The organism is Frateuria sp. YIM B11624, assembly GCF_049727805.1.
GTDB lineage: Bacteria > Pseudomonadota > Gammaproteobacteria > Xanthomonadales > Rhodanobacteraceae > Frateuria_A.
In genome coordinates, this window is the sequence record NZ_JBCNYA010000009.1 from 44072 (window position 1) to 62729 (window position 18658).

13 protein-coding genes are annotated in these 18658 nt (G+C 70.1%); 8 read left to right on the forward strand and 5 right to left on the reverse strand.

Features of this window, described 5'->3' with window-relative positions:
* Positions 1–282: 282 nt before the first annotated feature.
* Complete coding sequence (locus AAIL17_RS06340) at positions 283–3363, forward strand: TonB-dependent receptor (RefSeq protein ID WP_424681981.1); 3081 nt, start codon at positions 283–285, stop codon at positions 3361–3363.
* Between the two features lie 181 nt (positions 3364–3544).
* On the opposite strand, the gene AAIL17_RS06345 is transcribed toward AAIL17_RS06340, so the two are convergent.
* Positions 3545–4228, reverse strand: coding sequence for an HAD family hydrolase (locus AAIL17_RS06345; RefSeq protein ID WP_424681982.1), 684 nt, complete (start codon positions 4226–4228; stop codon positions 3545–3547).
* A 73-nt stretch (positions 4229–4301) separates the two neighbouring features.
* Entirely contained in the window at positions 4302–5318 is a 1017-nt protein-coding gene (gene glk, locus AAIL17_RS06350) for a glucokinase (RefSeq protein WP_424681983.1), read from the reverse strand.
* Positions 5319–5454: 136 nt separating this feature from the next.
* On the opposite strand from glk, the gene AAIL17_RS06355 reads away from it, so the two are divergent.
* The 6 genes from AAIL17_RS06355 to AAIL17_RS06380 all read left to right on the forward strand — a co-directional run bounded on the left by AAIL17_RS06355 (position 5455) and on the right by AAIL17_RS06380 (position 11998).
* Positions 5455–6129: an ABC transporter ATP-binding protein gene (locus AAIL17_RS06355; RefSeq protein ID WP_424681984.1), complete on the forward strand. Its 675-nt coding sequence runs from the start codon at positions 5455–5457 to the stop codon at positions 6127–6129.
* Positions 6113–8005, forward strand: coding sequence for an HlyD family secretion protein (locus tag AAIL17_RS06360; protein WP_424681985.1), 1893 nt, complete (start codon positions 6113–6115; stop codon positions 8003–8005). Before AAIL17_RS06355 ends, AAIL17_RS06360 begins: the two co-directional genes overlap by 17 nt.
* A complete protein-coding gene (locus tag AAIL17_RS06365) occupies positions 8005–9216 on the forward strand; it encodes an efflux RND transporter periplasmic adaptor subunit (protein WP_424681986.1) in 1212 nt (403 codons plus the stop codon). The genes AAIL17_RS06360 and AAIL17_RS06365 overlap by 1 nt, the downstream gene beginning before the upstream one ends.
* Entirely contained in the window at positions 9213–10445 is a 1233-nt protein-coding gene (locus AAIL17_RS06370; protein ID WP_424681987.1) for an ABC transporter permease, read from the forward strand. The genes AAIL17_RS06365 and AAIL17_RS06370 overlap by 4 nt, the downstream gene beginning before the upstream one ends.
* A 129-nt stretch (positions 10446–10574) precedes the next feature.
* Positions 10575–11567, forward strand: a complete 993-nt coding sequence (gene hemB / locus AAIL17_RS06375; protein ID WP_424681988.1) for a porphobilinogen synthase — start codon at positions 10575–10577, stop codon at positions 11565–11567.
* Between the two features lie 26 nt (positions 11568–11593).
* The gene (locus tag AAIL17_RS06380; protein WP_424681989.1) at positions 11594–11998 is read left to right on the forward strand and encodes a TIGR03067 domain-containing protein; all 405 of its coding nucleotides are present in this window, start codon (positions 11594–11596) and stop codon (positions 11996–11998) included.
* A gap of 27 nt (positions 11999–12025) precedes the next feature.
* On the opposite strand, the gene AAIL17_RS06385 is transcribed toward AAIL17_RS06380, so the two are convergent.
* Positions 12026–12799 (reverse strand): glutaminyl-peptide cyclotransferase, encoded by a 774-nt coding sequence (locus AAIL17_RS06385; RefSeq protein WP_424681990.1) that lies wholly within the window; start codon positions 12797–12799, stop codon positions 12026–12028.
* Positions 12800–12886: 87 nt separating this feature from the next.
* Here AAIL17_RS06385 and AAIL17_RS06390 point away from each other — a divergent pair, with 87 nt between their 5' ends.
* Complete coding sequence (locus AAIL17_RS06390) at positions 12887–14695, forward strand: monovalent cation:proton antiporter-2 (CPA2) family protein (protein WP_424681991.1); 1809 nt, start codon at positions 12887–12889, stop codon at positions 14693–14695.
* A 133-nt stretch (positions 14696–14828) separates the two neighbouring features.
* On the opposite strand, the gene AAIL17_RS06395 is transcribed toward AAIL17_RS06390, so the two are convergent.
* Positions 14829–18257, reverse strand: coding sequence for an ankyrin repeat domain-containing protein (locus AAIL17_RS06395; RefSeq protein ID WP_424681992.1), 3429 nt, complete (start codon positions 18255–18257; stop codon positions 14829–14831).
* Positions 18258–18321: 64 nt separating this feature from the next.
* The gene (locus tag AAIL17_RS06400) at positions 18322–18609 is read right to left on the reverse strand and encodes a YcgL domain-containing protein (protein WP_424681993.1); all 288 of its coding nucleotides are present in this window, start codon (positions 18607–18609) and stop codon (positions 18322–18324) included.
* Between the last annotated feature and the right edge of the window lie 49 nt (positions 18610–18658).

The window sequence follows — 18658 nt, forward strand, 5'->3', positions numbered from 1 at the left end:
AGATTGCCGCGGGGTCCGGGCGCTGTTGCGATATTGCACCGCCACCCGCAAGTTCTTGGCGTCTCGTAAGACATTGATGTGATAACAAGTGGTGAAAAAAATGTTGACAGGGCCCCGCGCTGCGCCATAGGTTCGTCGATCAGGGCTTTGGGAGAAGTCCTGTTTTTATCGGCAGCGCGCCAAATCGCAAGACCGTGGGAGAGACGGTCTTGTAGGTAGCCCGCTCCGAGGGGTGATCGGTGGCGCCTGCGCCTCGATCTTGTTCATCTGGGGAGACAATCGATGATTTCCAGCAAAGCACGGCAGCCACGCCGCAGCGCGCTTGCGCTCGCCTTGGCGGTAGGTTTGGGTTTTGTTTCGTCTGCCGCTCTCGCGCAGAGTACGGTCGGCACGATCTACGGCAACGCCACGGCCGGTTCGACCGTCCAGGCGGAAAGCACCAGCAGCGGCCTGTCGCGTTCGGTCACAGTAGGCGCGGACGGCAGGTTCAACATCGGCTCGCTGCCGCCAGGCCGGTACACGGTGACGATGCAGGGCCCGAATGGCGCCACGACCCGCACGGTCAACGTGGTGGCCGGCCAGGGCTACAACCTCAACGTGGCCTCCGATGCGACCAACGCCCAGAACCTTGGCACGGTGCAGGTGACGGCTTCGGCCATCCCGGCCATCGACGTGTCTTCGGTCGAAACCACCACGGTATTCACCGCCGAGCAGCTCAAGACGTTGCCGGTGGCGCGCAACCAGACCGCGGTCGCTCTGCTGGCGCCCGGTACCGTCGAGGCCGACGCGGCGTTCGGCAACCTTGCCGTGTTCAATGGCGCGTCCGCAGCCGAGAACAGCTACTACGTCAACGGCTTCAACGTCACCAACCAGTTCCAGACGCTGACCTATTCCGAAGTGCCGTTCGAGGGCATCGACCAGGAAGAAGTCAAGAGCGGCGGCTACGGCGCGCAGTACGGCTTCTCCACTGGCGGCGTGATCTCGGTGATCACCAAGCGCGGTACCAACGAGTGGAAGGGCGGCGCCAACGTCTACTGGACGCCGATGTCCCTGCGTGGCCATGACCCCAGCGTCTACTACAACGACGGCAACCTGGCGGCCAACAACAGCAAGGACAAGTCGAGCCAGAGCACCTATAGCGCCTGGATCGGCGGTCCGCTGGTCAAGGACAAGCTGTTCGTCTACGGCCTGTTCCAGAAGACCAAGACCAACCAGGACAGCTACGGCGGCTTCAACGGCGGCACGGGCCCGGACTACCTGGTCCCGCGCGGCTACCTGCAGGACCACTACAAGGATCCGTTCTGGCTGGTGAAGTTGGACTGGAACATCAACGACAGCAACATCCTCGAGTACACCGGCTTCAGCGACCGCGAGACCCGCACCGAGGCGTCCTACCTGGGCACCTACGATGACAACATGAAGCCGGTCAAGGGCGATTACGCCGGCGTGCAGACGTTCAAGAGCGGCGGCAACGTCAACATCCTGAAGTACACCGGTTACCTGACCGATTCGCTGACCCTGTCTGCCCAGTACGGCAAGCTCAAGTACAGCCGCGACAACTACGGCCTCAGCGCCGCGGGCGTTCCGGAGTCCTACAACGGCGTGGTGGGTGACTTCAACCAGCCGGGCTGCGCGGTGGTCCGCGATTCGCGCGATCCGGTGCTGGCCCAGCAGATCGCGCCGATCACCGGTTGCGACTGGTCGACCAGCTATGACAAGCGTGGCGGCGGCGACGAGAAGAAGTCCGGTCGCATCGACCTCGAGTGGCGCATCTCCGACCACGATCTGAAGTTCGGCTACAGCAACGACAAGTGGAACAGTGACACCGGCAGCTCCGGCTACGAGGGCGGCGCCTACTGGCGTTATTACACGCGCCTCGACCCGGCAACCGGCGACACCATTGTCGGCGCGACCGGCGCTCCGTCGGACAGCTATGCCCGCCTGGTGCTGTTCCAGACCGGTGCGCAGGTGGAGATCGACCAGCAGGCCTTCTACCTGGAAGACTACTGGAACGTCAGCGACCGCTTCCTGGCCTATGTCGGCCTGCGCAGCGATACCTTCGAGAACAAGAATGGCTCGGGTGCCACCTACGTCAAGCAGGACAACATCCTGCAGCCGCGCCTGGGCTTCTCGTGGGACGTCAACGGCGACTCCTCGCTGAAGGTCTATGGTTCGGCAGGCGACTACTCGCTGCCGATCGCCGCCAACGTGGCCCTGCGCGCCGCCAGTGCGTCGCTGTACGAGATCACCACCTACTACTACACGGGTGTCGATCCCACCACGGGTGTGCCGACCGGCCTGTCCGCGCCGGCCCCTGGAACGACCGCGTATGACGTTCCGTACTTCGCCAACGGCGAAAACGGCTCGGTGCCGGACCCGGCGGCGGTTTCGTCCAAGGACCTCAAGCCGTACAAGCAGCGTGAGTTCATCCTGGGCTTCGACAAGCAGTTGGCCGACAACTGGACCTTCGGCGTGAAGGCCATGTACCGCAAGCTGCTCAATGCCATCGATGACGATTGCGACTGGCGTCCGTTCCAGCGGTATGGGCAGGAAGTGCTGGGCATGACCGACGTGCCGGACTATGCGCCGTCGAACGTGCCGGGCTGCTACCTGTTCAACCCGGGCAGCGGCATCGACATGAACATCGACCTCAACGGCGACGGCACGCCCGAGCACGTGAAGCTGTCCGCCGCGGACGTCGGTGAGCCCAAGGCCAAGCGCTCGTTCGGCTCGGTCGAACTGTCGCTGGAACACCAGTTCAACGACCGCTGGTACATGCGGGCGTCCTACGTGTGGTCGCGCAGCTTCGGCAACACCGAGGGCCTGGTCAATTCGACCATCGACCAGACCGACACCGGCACCACCGAGGACTTCGACTATCCGGAGTTCGCGGCCGGTTCCAACGGCGTGCTGCCGAACGACCGCAGCCACACGTTGAAGGTATTCGGCGCCTACCAGCTGAATGACGAATGGACCCTGGGCGGCAACCTGCTGGCCCAGACCGGCCGTCCGATCAGCTGCATCGGCATGACGCCTGATGCTGACGTCTACGACTACATCGGCTATGGCGATGGCGCCGCGTTCTACTACTGCAACGGCAAGCTCAGCCCGCGCGGTACGGCCGGTCGCACTCCGGTGCTCTGGAACCTGGACCTGAACGTGGACTACAAGCCGCGCTGGGCCAAGGGCCTGACCCTGGCGGTGGATGTCCACAACGTGTTCAACAAGCACACCGTGACCGAAGTCAACGAAGCTGCCGAAGACGCATACGGCACCTACTACGACTACAACTACCGTCAGCCGACGAACTGGCAGCAGCCTCGCTACGTTCGCTTCATGGCGCAGTACGACTTCTCGCTGTAAGCAACACCCCTGCTGGAGGGCTCGCCCGGCCCTCCAGCCAGGTCTTCCCAGATGGCCGCCTCCGGCGGCCATTTTTTTTTGTCGCGAAAGTGGTTGTCGCGGCCTACTCCCGAGTGCAACTACCGGTGACGTCGGAGTGCCGGTGGCAATCGGCAGCCGCAGGGCACGAGCCGGCAGCGGTTCAGTCGCGTGCGGCGATCTCGTCGATGTGACGCAGCACGTCCGCGGGATCCTCGTAGACGCGGAAGGCGCCTGCGCGTTCCAGTTCCTCCTGCCCGTAGCCGCCGGAGAGCAGGCCGACGCCGAGCGCGCGGCAGCGTTGCGCGGCGAGCATGTCCCAGATGCTGTCGCCCAGCACCAGCGCGTGCTGGATGTCGACGCCCAGCCGCTCGGCGGCGGCTACGAAGAGGTCGGGATCGGGCTTGGCGTGGCGCACGTCGTCGCGCGTGACCACCGGCACCCTGGCCGGATCCACGCCGAGCGCGGCCAGGTTGTGTGCCGCCGTTTCCATGCGGCCGCTGGTGGCGATGGCCCAGGGCAGGCCGGCCTCGGTGAGCCAGGCCAGCAGTTCGCGCGCGCCCGGCAGCGGCTGCACGCCGCCGGCATCGGCGCGGCGGCCGTACGCCTCCGCGTGCCACCGGCGCAGCCGCGCCACGCGCTCCTCGGTGATCTCGATGCCGGTCTCGCGCAGCAGGATCTGCGTGAACAGTCCGCCGCTCATGCCGATCTTGCGGTGGATGCGCCACACCGACAGTTCGATGCCCTCGCGGTCCAGCGCCTCCTTCCACGCCAGCACGTGCTGGTAGACGCTGTCGACCAGCGTGCCGTCGAGGTCGAACAGGAAGGCGGTCTTGCTGCGGCTCATGGCGACTCTCCCAGTGGGGCCGCCAGTGTCGCCGAACGGACATCACGCAAACGTGCGCCCGTCCGGGCGACGTCTACGGCCGCGGCACCAGCGGGTGGCCGGCTTCCATCACCGCCAGCGCGGCGGCGCCGAGCAGCCCCGGTTCCGGATGCAGCACGGCGACGGTGGGCACTTGGCGCATGGTGTCGCTGAAGCGGCCCTTGGCCTCGAAACGGTGGCGGAAGCCGCCGCGCTGCAGCCACGGCAGCAGGATCGGCAGCAGGCCGCCGGTGAGGTAGACGCCGTCCCAGCCACCGAGGGTCAGCACCAGATCGCCGGCGACGGAACCGAAGATGCCGGCCAGCGTTTCCACGCTGCGCACGCACAGGGGGTCGGTGCCGGCGCCGGCATGCGCGGTGATGTCTTCCGGGGTGTAATCCTGAGCGGGCTCGCCGGCGATGTCGGCCAGCGCGGTGTACAGGTTCACCAGGCCGGCGCCGCAGATCAGCCGCTCGTTGGACACGCGGCCGAAACGCTCGTTGAGCCGGTGCAGGATCTCGATGTCCTCGCGGCTGTGCGCGGCGAAGCCGGCGTGGCCGCCCTCGCTTTCCAGCACGCTGCAATGGCCGTCGCGGCGCAGCAGCCCGCCGACGCCCAGGCCGGTGCCCGGGCCCATCACCACGAAGGTCTGGTGGTCGCAACGGTCCAGCCGCGGCAGCGGCGGTTCGCCGACCGCCTGCAGGTGTTCCGGCTGCAGCAGAGGCACGGCCATGCTCTGCGCGGCGAAGTCGTTGACCAGCTTGACCGATGCCATCCCGAGGTCGGCCTGCAGCGCATGCGCCGCGACTCCCCACGGGTTGTTGGTGATCTTCACCGTCTCGCCGTCGGCGATGCGCCCGGCCGCGGCGATGATCGCGCGCGGCGCGGCCAGGGCGGTGTCGGTGAAGTACTGGCGGATCGCGTCGGCCAGCGTGGCGAAGTCGCGCACGCGGTAGCGGCGCACGCTGTCGGTGAGCAGCGGCCGGGGGTTGTCGGCGTCGGCCAGCGCGAATCGTACGTTGGTGCCGCCGAGGTCGGCGAGCAGGGTAGGGGATCGGGTGGGCAAGCTCATGCGGTCGTGTGCAGTGGGACGCAACGTCGCGGGCGCGGCGGCAATCGATGGAAGGTATCGGAAACCGGCCAGGCTGGCTACTTGCGGGACATGGCCTGCGGTTGCAACACTCCGGAGTGTGATCTGGAGGGGAACCATGGTCTGCATGGAGGCAGTGACCCGGCACTACCGGGTCGGCGGGCAAACCATCGCCGCGCTGGACGGGGTGAGCTTCACGGTGCCGCGCGGCCAGTTCATGGCCATCGTCGGGCCGTCCGGCTCGGGCAAGTCGACCCTGCTGAACATGCTCGGCTGCCTGGACCGGCCCGACAGCGGCCGCTACCTGCTCGAGAACGTCGACGTTTCCACCTTCGACGACGAGCGCGCCAGCGATTTCCGCAACCGGCGCATCGGCTTCGTGTTCCAGTCCTTCCACCTGCTGCCGCGGCTGTCCGTGCTGGAGAACGCGATGCTGCCGGCGCGCTTCCTGCGCGGACCGGGCGAGGGCCTGGAGGAACGCGCCCACGGGCTGCTCGGGCGCATGGGCCTGGACCGGCACCTGCAGCACCGCCCGGGCCAGCTCTCCGGCGGACAGATGCAGCGCGTGGCGATCGCCCGCGCGCTGCTGATGAAGCCGGCGCTGCTGCTGGCCGACGAGCCCACCGGCAACCTCGACTCGAAAAGCGCGGCCGACGTGCTCGCCCTGCTGGACGAGGTCCACGCCGACGGCCAGACCGTGGTGATGGTCACCCACGACGCCGAGGTCGCCGCGCACGCGCAGCGCCAGGTCGGCATCCGCGACGGGAGGATCGAGTTTGATTCGGCGGCGTGAGCGGGTGGCGCTGCTCGCGCTGCTGGCCTGCACCGGCGCGCAGGCCACCGTGTTCAGCGGCGAAGTGGAGATGGCCGACGCGCAGGGCATCTATACCCCGCCCTCGATGAGCTCGCCGGTGGTGCTGCGCTACTACGTGCCCGACGGCGCGCACGTGGGCAAGGGCGACGTGCTGCTGCGCATCGACGCCGGTCCGGCCGAGACGCAGTTGCGCAAGTTGAAGGCGCAACTGGAACAGACCGAGGCCAAGAACGCCAAGGAAATCGCCGAGCTGGAGCTCAAGCAATCCGACGCCGAACTCGCGCTGGCCGATGCGCAGGCCGAGCGCGACACCGCGGCGGTGGATGCGGCGATCCCGAAGAGCCTGATCTCCGCGCTCAACTACGACCGCTACCAGAGCGAGATGCAGCGCACCGAGCGTGCGCTCGCGGTCAAGCGCGAGGCGGCGCGGCAGGCCGCCGAGGCAGTGGCGCGGCGGCGCCACGACAGCGACCTGGAACTCGAGAAGCAGCGCCTGTCGCTGGCCTTCTACCAGGACCAGGTGACCCAGGCGGAAGTGCGCGCCACCCGCGCCGGCACGGTGATCCACGGCTTCGACAACTTCTTCGGGCGCGGCGGCCGCTACGAGGAGGGCTCGTCCGCCTATCCCGGCACTAAGGTCGGCGAGGTGGTCGGCCAGGGCGACGACTACACGGTGAAGGCCTGGGTGCTGGAGCCCGACTGCGCCGGCCTGAAGACCGGCCAGGCGGTCTACCTGTCCGTCGACGCCTTGCCCGGCAGCCGCGCGCGCGGCCGCATCCAGGCTATCGCGGGGGCTCCCGTCACCCGCACGCCATGGGGTGACGGCCGTTACTTCGAACTGGACATCGCGTTCGACGAGGACGTCCGCCTCGCGCTGCGGCCGGGCATGAGCGTGCGCGTCGATACCGAGCAGGAAACGGAGCCGGTCGGGGCCGCTGCCGTTCCCGCCACCTCGCCGCTGCGCATCGAAGGCGAGCTGTTCGCACAGCGCAGCCTGGCGATCTCGCCGCCGGCGGTCGACGGCCTGTGGCAGCTCACCGTCACGCAGATGGCCGGCGACGGCGCGCAGGTGAAAAAGGGCGACATGCTGGTGGTGTTCGACAGCAGCGAGGTGGTGAAGAACCTCACCGCCAAGCGCAGCGAGCTGGCCGAGAAGCAACGCAAGCAGGAGCAGCTCAAGCTCGACCTCGCCGACCGCGCGCGCGAGGCCGAACTGGCCACCGCGCAGGCGCGCGCGGATGCGGAGAAGGCCGAACGCAAGGCGACCGTGCCCAGGGACTACGTGGCTGGCGTGGAATACCGCAAGCTGGTGGTCGCCCGCAGCAAGGCCGAACAGAAACTGCGGCTGACCGTGGAGCGCGAACGCATCGCGGCCATCGCGCGGGCCGCCGAACAGCGCCTGGCCGATGCCGAAGTGGCGCAGCTGGGAAGCGAGGTGGCCGAGCTGCAGCAGTCGCTCGGCGCGCTCACCATCACCGCGCCGCGCGACGGCATAGCGCTGCACCAGTCCGCCTGGGACGGCAACAAGATCGACACCGGTTCGCAGATCTGGCGCGGCCAGTCGGTGGCGCAGATGCCGGACCTGTCCAGCCTCGCCGTGCGCGCGGTGCTGCCCGAGCGCAACCTGTCGCGGGTGCGCGTCGGTGAGGCCGTGCAGGTGCAGGTGGCCGGCGGCGGCAGGCGCCGGCTGGAAGGCACCATCGCCGAGATCGGCAACAACGTGCACAGCAAATCACGGGTGGAGGCGATCCCGGTGATCGACGTGCTGATCGAACTGAAGGGCGGCGAGCAGGCGGAACTCAAACCCGGCCAGTCGGTGCAGGTGGCGATACCGCCCGCAAGGGAGGGCGTCTGATGATGCGCCGGACATGCATGTTGTGGCCGGTGCTGCTGGTGCTTGCCGCGTGCGGCGGCAGATCCGCGGCCGACTACACGGCGCTCGAGCAGGCCCACGCCGGCCCGCTCGAGTTCAGCGTGCAGGCCGACGGCGAGCTGCGCGCGGTCACCGCCACGCCGCTGCTGGTGCCCGGCCAGCAGTGGACGCCGCGCCAGCTGAGCTGGATGCTGCCCGACGGCAGCCATGTGACCAAAGGCGAACTGGTCGCGCGCTTCTCCGCCACGCAAAGCAGACAGGACCTGGCGCAGGCGCGCATCGACCTGGAGCGCAACCTGATCGCGCGTGCGGGCAAGCAGGATGAACTGGCGGGCAAGCGCGGGCAGCTGGACGTGGACATGATCCAGGTCGATGGCCAGCTGGCGATCGCCCGGCGCTACGCGCATGCCACGCTGGCCGCGATCGCGCGCAACGACATCCTCGACGCCGTGCAGGATGCGGCCTACCTGGGCGTGCGCCGGCAGATCCTGCAGTGGCGCGAGCAGCAGTCCAGCGCCCGCGGCAAGGCCGAGCTGGCCGTGCTCGATGCCCAGCACAACACCTACGACATGGTCGCCAAGCAGAAGCAGGCCGACCTCGACGCGCTGGAACTGCGCGCGCCGCACGACGGCGTGCTGGTGCTGGAGCGCGACTGGTCCGAACAACTGCCACATGTCGGCAGCAGCCTGTGGGCCGGCAACAGCTTCGCCAGCCTGCCCGACCTCGATGCGCTGGAAGTGCAGCTCGCCGTGCCGCAGATCGAGGCCCAGGGCGTGGCCGTGGGCGAGGCGGTCGAATTGCATCCGTGGGGCCGACCGGACCAGGCGGTGACGGCCAGGCTCGACTGGATCGCCGCCGCGGCGCAGCCGCGCGATCGCGAGAGCCCGGTCAAGTACCTGCTGATGAAGGCGCGCGTGCCGGCCGACGCGGTGCGCCGCTACGGCTGGACGCCCGGCCAGCGGTTCGCCGGCACGATCCTGCTGCTGAAGACCGCGCAAGGCATGAGCGTGCCCAACCTCGCCTTGGGTGGCGACGGCGACGCGGCCACGGTGCACGTACTGAGCGGAGGAAACGAAGTCGTGCGCAAGCTCAAGCTCGGCGTCCGCGGCGCCACCCGCACGCAGGTGCTCGATGGCTTGCACGAAGGCGACCGCATCCTGCTTCCTACCGGCGGCAACGGAGCGGGCGCATGAAGGCCGGTCCCTGGCGCGAGGCGATCGAGGAGCTTTCGCGGCGCAAGCTGCGCACCCTGCTCACCTTGCTCGGCATGATCTTCGGCGTGGGCGCGATCGTGGCCATGCAGGGCGTCGGCGCGGGCAGCCGGCGCGAGGCGCTCAAGCTGGTCGAGAGCCTGGGCCTGCACAACCTGATCGTCGAGGCGCACAGCGCCGACGGCGATGCGCTGAAGGAAGCCCGCGCGCGCAGCCTGGGACTGACCGAGGCCGATGCCCGCGCGGCGCTTGCCGTGGTGCCCACCGCCGAGCGCTACGCGGCGGAGAAGCGCATCAAGACGTGGGGCGTCTTCAGCGACGCCGGCAGCAGCCAGGCGCAGGTCAGCGGCATCAGCCCGGGTTACTTCGGGCTCGCTTCGCTGCGCGTGGCCCAGGGCCGCGCATTGAGTCCCGAGGACGAGGCGCGGCTGGCCGCCGTCGCGGTGCTCGGCGTGCAGGCCGCGCACGACCTGTTCCCCGACGGCAAGCCGCTGGGCCGGCTGCTCAAGGTCAACCAGGTCTGGCTGCGCGTGGTCGGCGTGCTGGCCGACCGCGACCTGGACAAGGACCATTTCGAGGGCGTGGCGCTGGGCGCGGACAGCAACCGCATCTTCGTGCCGCTGGCCAGCGCCCGCGCGCGCTTCCGCTTCCAGCCGATGGAGGACGAGATCGACCGCTTCCTCCTGCGCGTGGCCGACCCCGGCCGCCTGGGCGACGGCGCGCAGGTGCTCGGCCAGGTGCTCGACCAGCGCCACGCCGGCGTGGACGACTACCAGTTGGTGGTGCCGCAGCAGCTGTACCGGCAGAACCAGCAGACCCAGCGCATCTTCTCCATCGTGATGGGTTCGATCGCCGGCGTCAGCCTGTTGGTCGGCGGCATCGGCATCATGAACATCATGCTGGCCAACGTGCTCGAACGCCGCCGCGAGATCGGCCTGCTGCGCGCGATCGGCGCGCGCCGGCACGACATCGTGGTTCGCTTCCTGCGCGAGGCGGTGGTGATCTGCACGGCGGGCGCGTTGATCGGTCTGCTGTTCGGCGCGGCGCTGGCCTATGCGATCGCACTGTTCGCCGGCTGGCAGGTGGCGTGGGAGCCGGTCGGCATCCTCGCCTCGGTGGTCGCGTGCCTGGCGGTCGGCCTGGTGTTCAGTTTCTATCCGGCACGGCAGGCGGCGGCGCTGGATCCGATCGCGGCGATACGCGACGCATAGGCCTTTGTTTCCGCTTCCGGCCCGGGGGCCGGAAGAGGGCGTTCCGGCGGCGGGATGGAACGCCGCAGCGTGCAGGCGCGCAAGGACCGCGGCGTACAATGACGCCTTTCGCGCCAACGCAGGTTTCCCATGAACTTCCCGGCCATCCGCATGCGCCGCATGCGCCGCGACGCCTTCTCCCGCGCGCTGATGCGCGAGCACACCCTGTTGCCGAGCGACCTCATCATGGTCGCGTTCGTGATCGAGGGCGAGGGGCAGCGCGAGAGCGTGCCATCGATGCCGGGCGTGGCGCGCCTGTCGATCGACGAGCTGCTCAAGCTGGCCGGCGAATGCGTGCGGTTGGGCATTCCGGCGCTGGCGCTGTTCCCTTCGCCCGATCCGTCGGTGAAGAGCGAGGACGCGGCCGAGGCGTGGAACCCGGACAACCTGATGCACCGCGCGACCCGCGCGCTCAAGGCGAAGTACCCGGAACTCGGCCTGATCGGCGACGTGGCGCTGGACCCCTACACCACGCACGGCCAGGACGGCCTGATCGACGCGCACGGCTACGTGATGAACGAACCCACCGTCGAGGCGCTGGTGAAGATGTCGCTGGCGCAGGCGGAAGCCGGCATGGATTTCGTGGCGCCCTCGGACATGATGGACGGCCGCATCGGCACCATCCGCGACGCGCTCGAGGTGGCCGGCCACATCCACACGCGCATCCTCGCCTACTCGGCCAAGTACGCCTCCAGCTTCTACGGCCCGTTCCGCGACGCGGTCGGCTCGGCGGCGAACCTGGGCAAGGGCAACAAGCACACCTACCAGATGGACGTGGGCAACTCGGACGAGGCGCTGCGCGAAGTGGAGCTCGACCTGGCCGAGGGCGCCGACGCGGTGATGGTCAAGCCGGGCATGCCCTACCTCGACGTGCTGCGCCGGGTGAAGGACGCCTTCGGCGCGCCGACCTTCGTCTACCAGGTCTCCGGCGAGTACGCGATGCTCAAGGCCGCCGCGCAGAACGGCTGGCTGGACGAGAAGGCGGTCGTGCTCGAGTCGCTGACCGCGTTCAAGCGCGCCGGCGCCGACGCCATCCTCACCTATTACGCCATCGAAGCGGCGCGTTGGCTGCGCGGCGAGTGACCTCGCCGGATCCACGGAGCGGCTAAATGGATGCCTCCTCCCGCGACCTGGCCGCGTTGCAGGGCACCTGGGAGCAGGTCGCCTTCGAGGAAAACGGCGTCGTCGACGCGCCGGACAGCACCGGCGCACCTGGTGCGCTGACCCGCATCAGCGGCGACCGCTTTTCCGTGCGCACGCGGCAGGGCGAGCTGCTGCTCGAAGGCCGCTTCATCCTGGACGCCTCGACCACGCCCGGCGCGATCACCTGGATCGACGCGATCGGCCCCGACGCCGGCCAGCCGCTGCCGGCCAGCTATCGACTGGACGGCGACGACTTCGTGTTCATTGCCGCCGATGCCGGTGCGCCGCGTCCGACCGAATTCCGCACCGTGCCCGGCCTGACCATGCGCCGCTTCGTGCGCTGGCGCGCGCAGCCAGGTCCGCACGGCTGACCTGTCCAGCCGGCAGCGCCACTGCGATCAGCGTGAGCGCGCGGGGCGCAGCCGTATCTCGTACACCTTCGGCCAGCGTTTGCCGGTAACGAACAGGCGGTCGCGCGCCGCGTCGTAGGCGATCCCGTTGAGCACGTCGTTGTCCGGATCGGGCAGGCTGTCGCGTGCCGGTCCCAAGCCGGCCAGGTCGATCCAGCCGACCACCTTGCCGCTGGCCGGATCGATCCGCGCGATGCGGTCGGTCAGCCACACGTTGGCGTAGAGCTCGCCCTTCACCCATTCGAGCTCGTTGAGGTTGGCCAGCGGCAGCCCGTCAGCGGTGACGTCGATGCGGCCGACCTGCTGCAGGGTGTCCGGATCGAGAACGCGGATCGTCGGCGTGCCGTCGCTCATCAGCAGGTGCGTGCCGTCGGTGGTCAGGCTCCAGCCTTCGCCCGGGTAGGCGAACTTCGCGCGCGGCGTGAGCGTGGCCAGGTCGTACACGAAGCCTTCGTGGTCCTGCCAGGTGAGCTGGATCAGCCGGTCCTTCCACGCAACGATGCCCTCGCCGTAGTCCGGCCAGGGCGTGGCCGACTGCTGCAGCACCTTGCCGCTGTCGAGCTCCACCTTTCGCACCGACGAGGCGCCGACGGTGCCGGTGGCTTCGTACAGGAAGCCATCCAGGTAGAACAGGCCTTCGGTATAGGCCGCCGGGTCGTGCGGAAAGGCGTGCACGACGGTGTAGCCCTGCACCGGGAGGGTGGCGGCCGTGGCCAGGCAGGGCAGCAGCAGGCCGGCCAATGCGAGCGTGATGCGATTCATGCGCGGATGATCCCATGCCCGCCACCGCGTCCGCACCGCCGGCCGCGTGGAATAATCGATCCCTCCCCAAGCCAAGGCGTCGCGCGCGTGGAAAGCCATCACTACCTCGAAACCGCGCTGGTGTTCCTGCTGGCGACGGTGATCGCCGTGCCGCTGACCAAGCGCTTCCGGCTGGGCTCGGTACTGGGCTACCTGCTGGCCGGCGTGGTGATCGGGCCGCAGGAGCTGGGGCTGGTAAGCGACACCGCCGGGGTGGCGACCATCTCCGAGTTCGGCGTGGTGCTGATGCTGTTCGTGATCGGCCTGGAGCTTTCGCCGCAGCGCCTGTGGGTGATGCGCCGCGCGGTGTTCGGCACGGGCCTGATGCAGGTGCTGGCTTGCGGCGTGGCGATTGGCGCGATCGGCTTCGCCTGGTTCGGCTTGAGCGGCGCGGCGGCGGTGATCGTCGGCGGCAGCCTGGCGCTGTCCTCCACCGCGTTCGGCCTGCAGATCCTGGCCGAGCGCAAGGAAGCCGGCTGGGTCTACGGGCGGCAGGCGTTCGCGATCCTGCTGTTCCAGGACCTGGCGGCGATCCCGCTGATCGCCGCGGTGCCGCTGCTGGCGACTTCCGGTGGGCATGGCGTGGACCTGGCCGGCGTGCTGCGCACGGTCGGCGCAATCGTGGCGGTGGTGGTCGGCGGGCGCTACCTGTTGCGGCCGGTGTTCCGCTTCGTCGCCAGGGCCGACGCGGTGGAAGTGTCGACCGCCACCGCGCTGCTGGTGGTCATGGGCACGGCGTGGCTGATGGAGCGGGTGGGCGTGTCTTCCACGCTGGGCGCGTTCCTGGCCGGCGTGCTGCTGGCCGATTCGGAATACCGGCACGAGCTCGAGTCGCACCTGGAGCCGTTCAAGGGCCTGCTGCTCGGGCTGTTCTTCATCAGCGTGGGCATGTCGATGGATCTCTCGCTGCTGCTGAGCGAGCCGCTGCGCGTGCTGGCGCTGGTTGCCGGACTGCTGCTGCTCAAGGGCGTGCTGCTGTGGCCGCTGGGACGGCTGCTGGGCGGGCTCGACCGCGGCGAGTCCCTGCGGCTGGCCGTGCTGCTGGCTTCCGGCGGCGAGTTCGCCTTCGTGGTGTTGAACCTGGCCGCCGGGCAGCGCGTGCTCGACGGCGTGCTGCACAACCGGCTGGTGCTGGCGATCACGCTGTCGATGGCGCTGACGCCGCTGCTGGTGGCGCTCACCGGGCGGCTGCTCGGCGCGCGGCCGAAGAAGGCGGTGCGCGAGTACGACACCATCGAGACCGAAACGCCCAAGGTGATCATCGCCGGCTACGGCCGCATGGGACAGATCGTGGCGCGCGTGCTGCGCGCGCAGGGCATCCGCTTCGTGGCGCTGGACCACTCGGTGGAGCAGATCGACCTGGTGCAGCGCTTCGGTGGCTGGAACGACATCTTCTACGGCGATCCGGCGCGGCCGGAGCTGCTGCGCGCGGCGCAGGCGGACAAGGCCGAGGTGTTCGTGCTGGCCAGCGACGATCCCGAGTCCAGCCTGCGCGTGGCGCGGCTGGTCCGGCGGCAGTACCCGCACCTGAAGGTGATCGCCCGCGCGCGCAACCGCCAGCACGTGTGGCGCCTGATGGACCTGGGGATCGAGGCGCCGGTGCGCGAGACGCTCTGCTCCAGCCTGGAAATGACGCGCATGACGCTGGAGGCGCTGGGCGTGGCGACGGACGTGGCGGCGGCGCGGGTGGAGCGCTTCCGCCAGCAGGACGCCGAGCTGCTCAAGCGGCAGTACCTGGTCTACGACGACGATGCGCGCATCGTGCAGACCACGCGCGAGGCGCTGGCCGACCTGGAGCAGTTGTTCGAGGCGGATGCGGAGCGCGAAAGCTCGGGGTCGCCCTCGCCTTCCGCGTGATTCGCTTCCGTTCGCCCGCCGTGGGATGGGCGATGGAAGCTGCCGGCGGCCTCGATGGGCTTCCGCACGAGCCCCGGTCCCACCCGAGCCCTCTCCCCCGCAGGGAAGAGGGCTTCACATCGGCGCGGGTTGGTTACTCCGCAGGTTGCGCCGGCTGGCGCAGCATCTGCCGCACGCTGGGCACGGCGTTGCTGCGCACGGCCAGTTCATGCGCGATATCGACCAGGCCCAGGTGGCGCGCGACGTCGGCCGCGGTACGGCCGAAGGCGTCGGCGGCCTGGCGATCGGCACCGCGCGCGAGCAGCACGCGCGCGGCCGGCAGCAGCGCATGCATGGCGCAGGCGTGCAGGGCGGTGACGCCGCGCTGGTCGGCATGTTCCAGTTGCGCGCCGGCATCGAGCAGCACCGGCAGCAGCGCGGCCAGGTGGGTGGCGTCGCCGTCGGCGCCCGGCTTGAACTGCGCGCCGAGCAGCAGCAGCAGCGGCGTCTTGCCTTCGTGGTCGGCGCGGTTGACCTCCGCGCCGTGCTTGAGCAGCACGTCGAACAGGCGCCGTGCGCGCAGGCTGTCGTTGTGCTCGAAGCCGAACTGCGCCGCCGCATGTAGCGCGCTGCGTCCGCGCAGGTCGACCGCGTGGACGTCGGCGCCTCCGCCGAGCAGGTGCTCGGCGATGTCCGGATAGCCCAGCGCGGCGGCGACCATCAACGCGGTCGACTCGCCGGGCAGGCGCTGGTCGACCGCCACGCCATGGTCGAGCAGCATGCCGACCAGCCCGTCGCGGCGCGCGCCCACCGCGGCGGCGAGCGGCGTGACGCCGGTGCCGGCGGCCAGCGTGGCGTCGGCGCCGGCCTCGAGCAGGCGCGCGGCGATCTCGCGGTGGCCGGCGCCGCAGGCATGCAGCAGCGCGGTGGCGCCCTGGGCGTCGCGGGTATCGACGTCGAAGCCGAGTTCGAGCAGGCGCTCGACCGCGGTCAGCGCGCCGGCGCGGGTGGCGGCCGGCAGGTCCGTCGCGGTCAGCGCGCGGCGCGGGCGCGCCCAGTCGCCCCAGTCCAGCCAGTGCTGGACGACGCCGTGTTCCAGCGCGAGGCCGAGCGGCGTCTCGCCGTTGACATCGGTCGCCTCCGCATCGGCGCCGTGGGCGATCAGCGCGCGCACCAGTCCGAGCCCGCCCTCGCCGTGTTCGATGGCGGCGAACAGCGGCGTACGGCCGGCACCGTCGCGCGGGTTGGGATTGCAGCCGCGCGCCAGCAAGGCGTCGAGCAGTGCGGCGTGGCGGTGCAGCGCGGCCAGGTGCAGCGGCGTGCGCTCGCGCGCATCCGCGCCGAAGGCGTCGGCGCCGCCGTCGAGCAGCTTCAGCGGCAGCGCCGCGCCCTGCGCGTTGTCGCCCAGCGCATCCAGCGCCTGCGCGAGCAGGCCGGCGCCCGCGGGCGTGGCGCCGGCCTTGAGCAGGTCGTCGATGGCCTCGGTGGAAGCGGGCAACTGCATCAGCAAGGCATCGAACAGGCGCCGGCCAGGCGTGCCATCGCCCGCTTCGTCGGCCACGGGCAGACGTGCCTCGGCCGCCAGGCCGTGGTCGAGCAGCCAGCGGCGTGCCGCGCCCAAGCCGGGCGCCGACACGTCCAGATACAACTGCGCGAGCTGGGCCTGCGGCCACTGTGGCGTGAGTTCGGCGAAGGTGGCGACCATCGCCCACTGGCCCTGGCGCAGGGCGCCGAGCAGGCGCACCGGGGTATCGGCGTCCTCCTGCGTATCGCCGCCCAGGCTGGCGGGCAATGGTGACTCGGGATCGAGCAGGGCGACCAGATCCCAGCGGCCGGCCGCGGCGGCGTGATCCAGCGCGCTGCGGCCGTCGCTGCCGGGACGCTTGGGCTCGGCGCCGAGCGCGAGCAGTGCGCGCACCGTGTCGGCCTGCGCGCGCGGCGACTGGCAGGCGAGGGTCAGCGCGTCGCGATCGTGGCTGTCGCGCGTGCGGGCGTCGGCGTGGGCCTCGGCCAGCACCTGCACGATGGCGCTGGCGCCGCTGCGTGCGGCCTCCATCAGGGCCGTGGTGCCGTGGCGGTCGGCCAGGTTCGGGTCGGCGCCGGCGGCCAGCAGCGCGCGCGAAATCTGCAGGTGGCCTTCGGCGGCGGCGGCCAGCAGCGCCGTGCGCTGGTGCGCATCGGTCGCATTGACTGGCGCGCGGTGCTTGAGCAGCACCTTGACGCCTGCCGGGTCGTCGTCGGCGATGCCGGCGGCGGCCACCAGTGCAGGCTCGCCTTCGGCCGGTGCCGGCTTCGCGCCGTGCTCGAGCAGGAACCTGGCAAGCGGCCAGTTGGCGGCGCGGCAGGCGGCGGCGAGCGGGCTGATGCCCGCCTTGTTGAGCGCGTTCACCGGCGCGGCGGCATCCAGCAGCATGGCCGCCACGATCGGCTCCTCGCTCAACGCCGCGCCGTGCAGGGCGGTGTTGCCTTCGCCATCGGCGACCAGCGGGCTGGCGCCGTTGGCGAGCAGCGTCATCACCGCCTCGGCGCGGCCGTGCCAGCTGTCGCGGGTGGCGGCCAGCAGCGCGGTGAGGCCGCCGCTGGCGCGGTTGACCTCGGCGCCCTTGGCGATCAGCGCGCGCAGCAGGCGCGTATCCGGCAGCAGCGCGGCCAGGGTAAGCACCGGGCGCTGGTCGCGTTCGCCCGGTGCCGGCGTGGCGTCGGGGTCGGCGCCGGCTTCCAGCAGGGCGAGCGCGCGTTCGATGTCACCCTCGCGCGCGGCGGCCAGCAGCGCAGCGCCCTGCGCGGGCGCACCCGCGGTGCTTTCCTCCTCGCTCAGGGTGACCGGGCGCGGGCTTGCGGAAAAGTCGGCCGGCAGCGGTGCGTCCTCGGCGCGGCGGCGTGGCCGCGTGCGCTCGCACAGCAGCGCGCGCAGGGTACGGTTGGCGATCACCAGGCAACCCAACGGCAACAGCGCCAGGCCATAGACGACCAGCGCCGCGGTACGCAGCTCCGGCGGCAGCACGCCATAGAGGCCGGTCAGCGCGATGGCGCCGTAGGCCATCACCAGCAGCGCGAACGCCGCCGGCAGGAAATGGGTGAAGAAGCGCTCCTCGCGCGCCAGGTGCCGGCCGAAGGCGAGACTGCGCGCGGTCGCGGTGAAGATCCACGATCCGTCGCTCTGCGCCGGGTAGGCATCGTCCCACACGAACACCAGCCCGAACGCCGGCCACACCCGCCACAGCGCCACCAGCGCCACCACCAGCGCCGCGGCCAGCAACAGCGCGCCGCCCAGGCTCGGCTGCTGGTGCAACTGCAGCATCGGCCAGGCGATCAGCAGGAACACCAGCGCCACGTAGCCGGTGAACATCACCATGTGCGCCGCGCCCCGGCGCAATACCGTGCGGCGGAAACGCGGCTCGGGATCGAAGCCGATCGCGTGGCACACCGCCGCCATGGTCAGCGCGTTGGCCGCCAGCAGAGGGATCAGCGCGAGCGGGTGCGCACCGAGCGCGGCGATCGCCACGGCAATCCATCCAGGCAGGAACCAGGCCGCACCCTTGAGCAGGGGCGGCGGACGATGGCGCGATCGGGGCTCGTTCATTGCACGAGTATAGGAAGCGTGGGCGCCGCAGACGGTAACGGCACGTTAACCCCGGCGCCACACTTCATTCGTCGCGATCGTCCGGCATGCTGCGCTGGAGCTGGTTGGCCACCGCCAGCGTTTCCTGCGGCGGCAGCTGCAGGTGCCAGCCCTGCGTGCGCAGGTTTTCGAGCACGGCGAGACTGTCCTCGTGCGGCAGGCGGCGCTGCTCGTCCAACTGGACTTCGAGCACGAAGCGGAGATCGCCGAGCAGCATCGACAGCGACTCGGGAAGCACGCCGAATTCATCGCGCGTGGCGAGCCACACGTAGGTATCGGGTTTGCGCTGGCTGGCGTAGACAAAACAGTGCATGGGTCGGCTCCGACGACGGGGACGCGAGGGCGGGTCGCGAAGGGTAGCA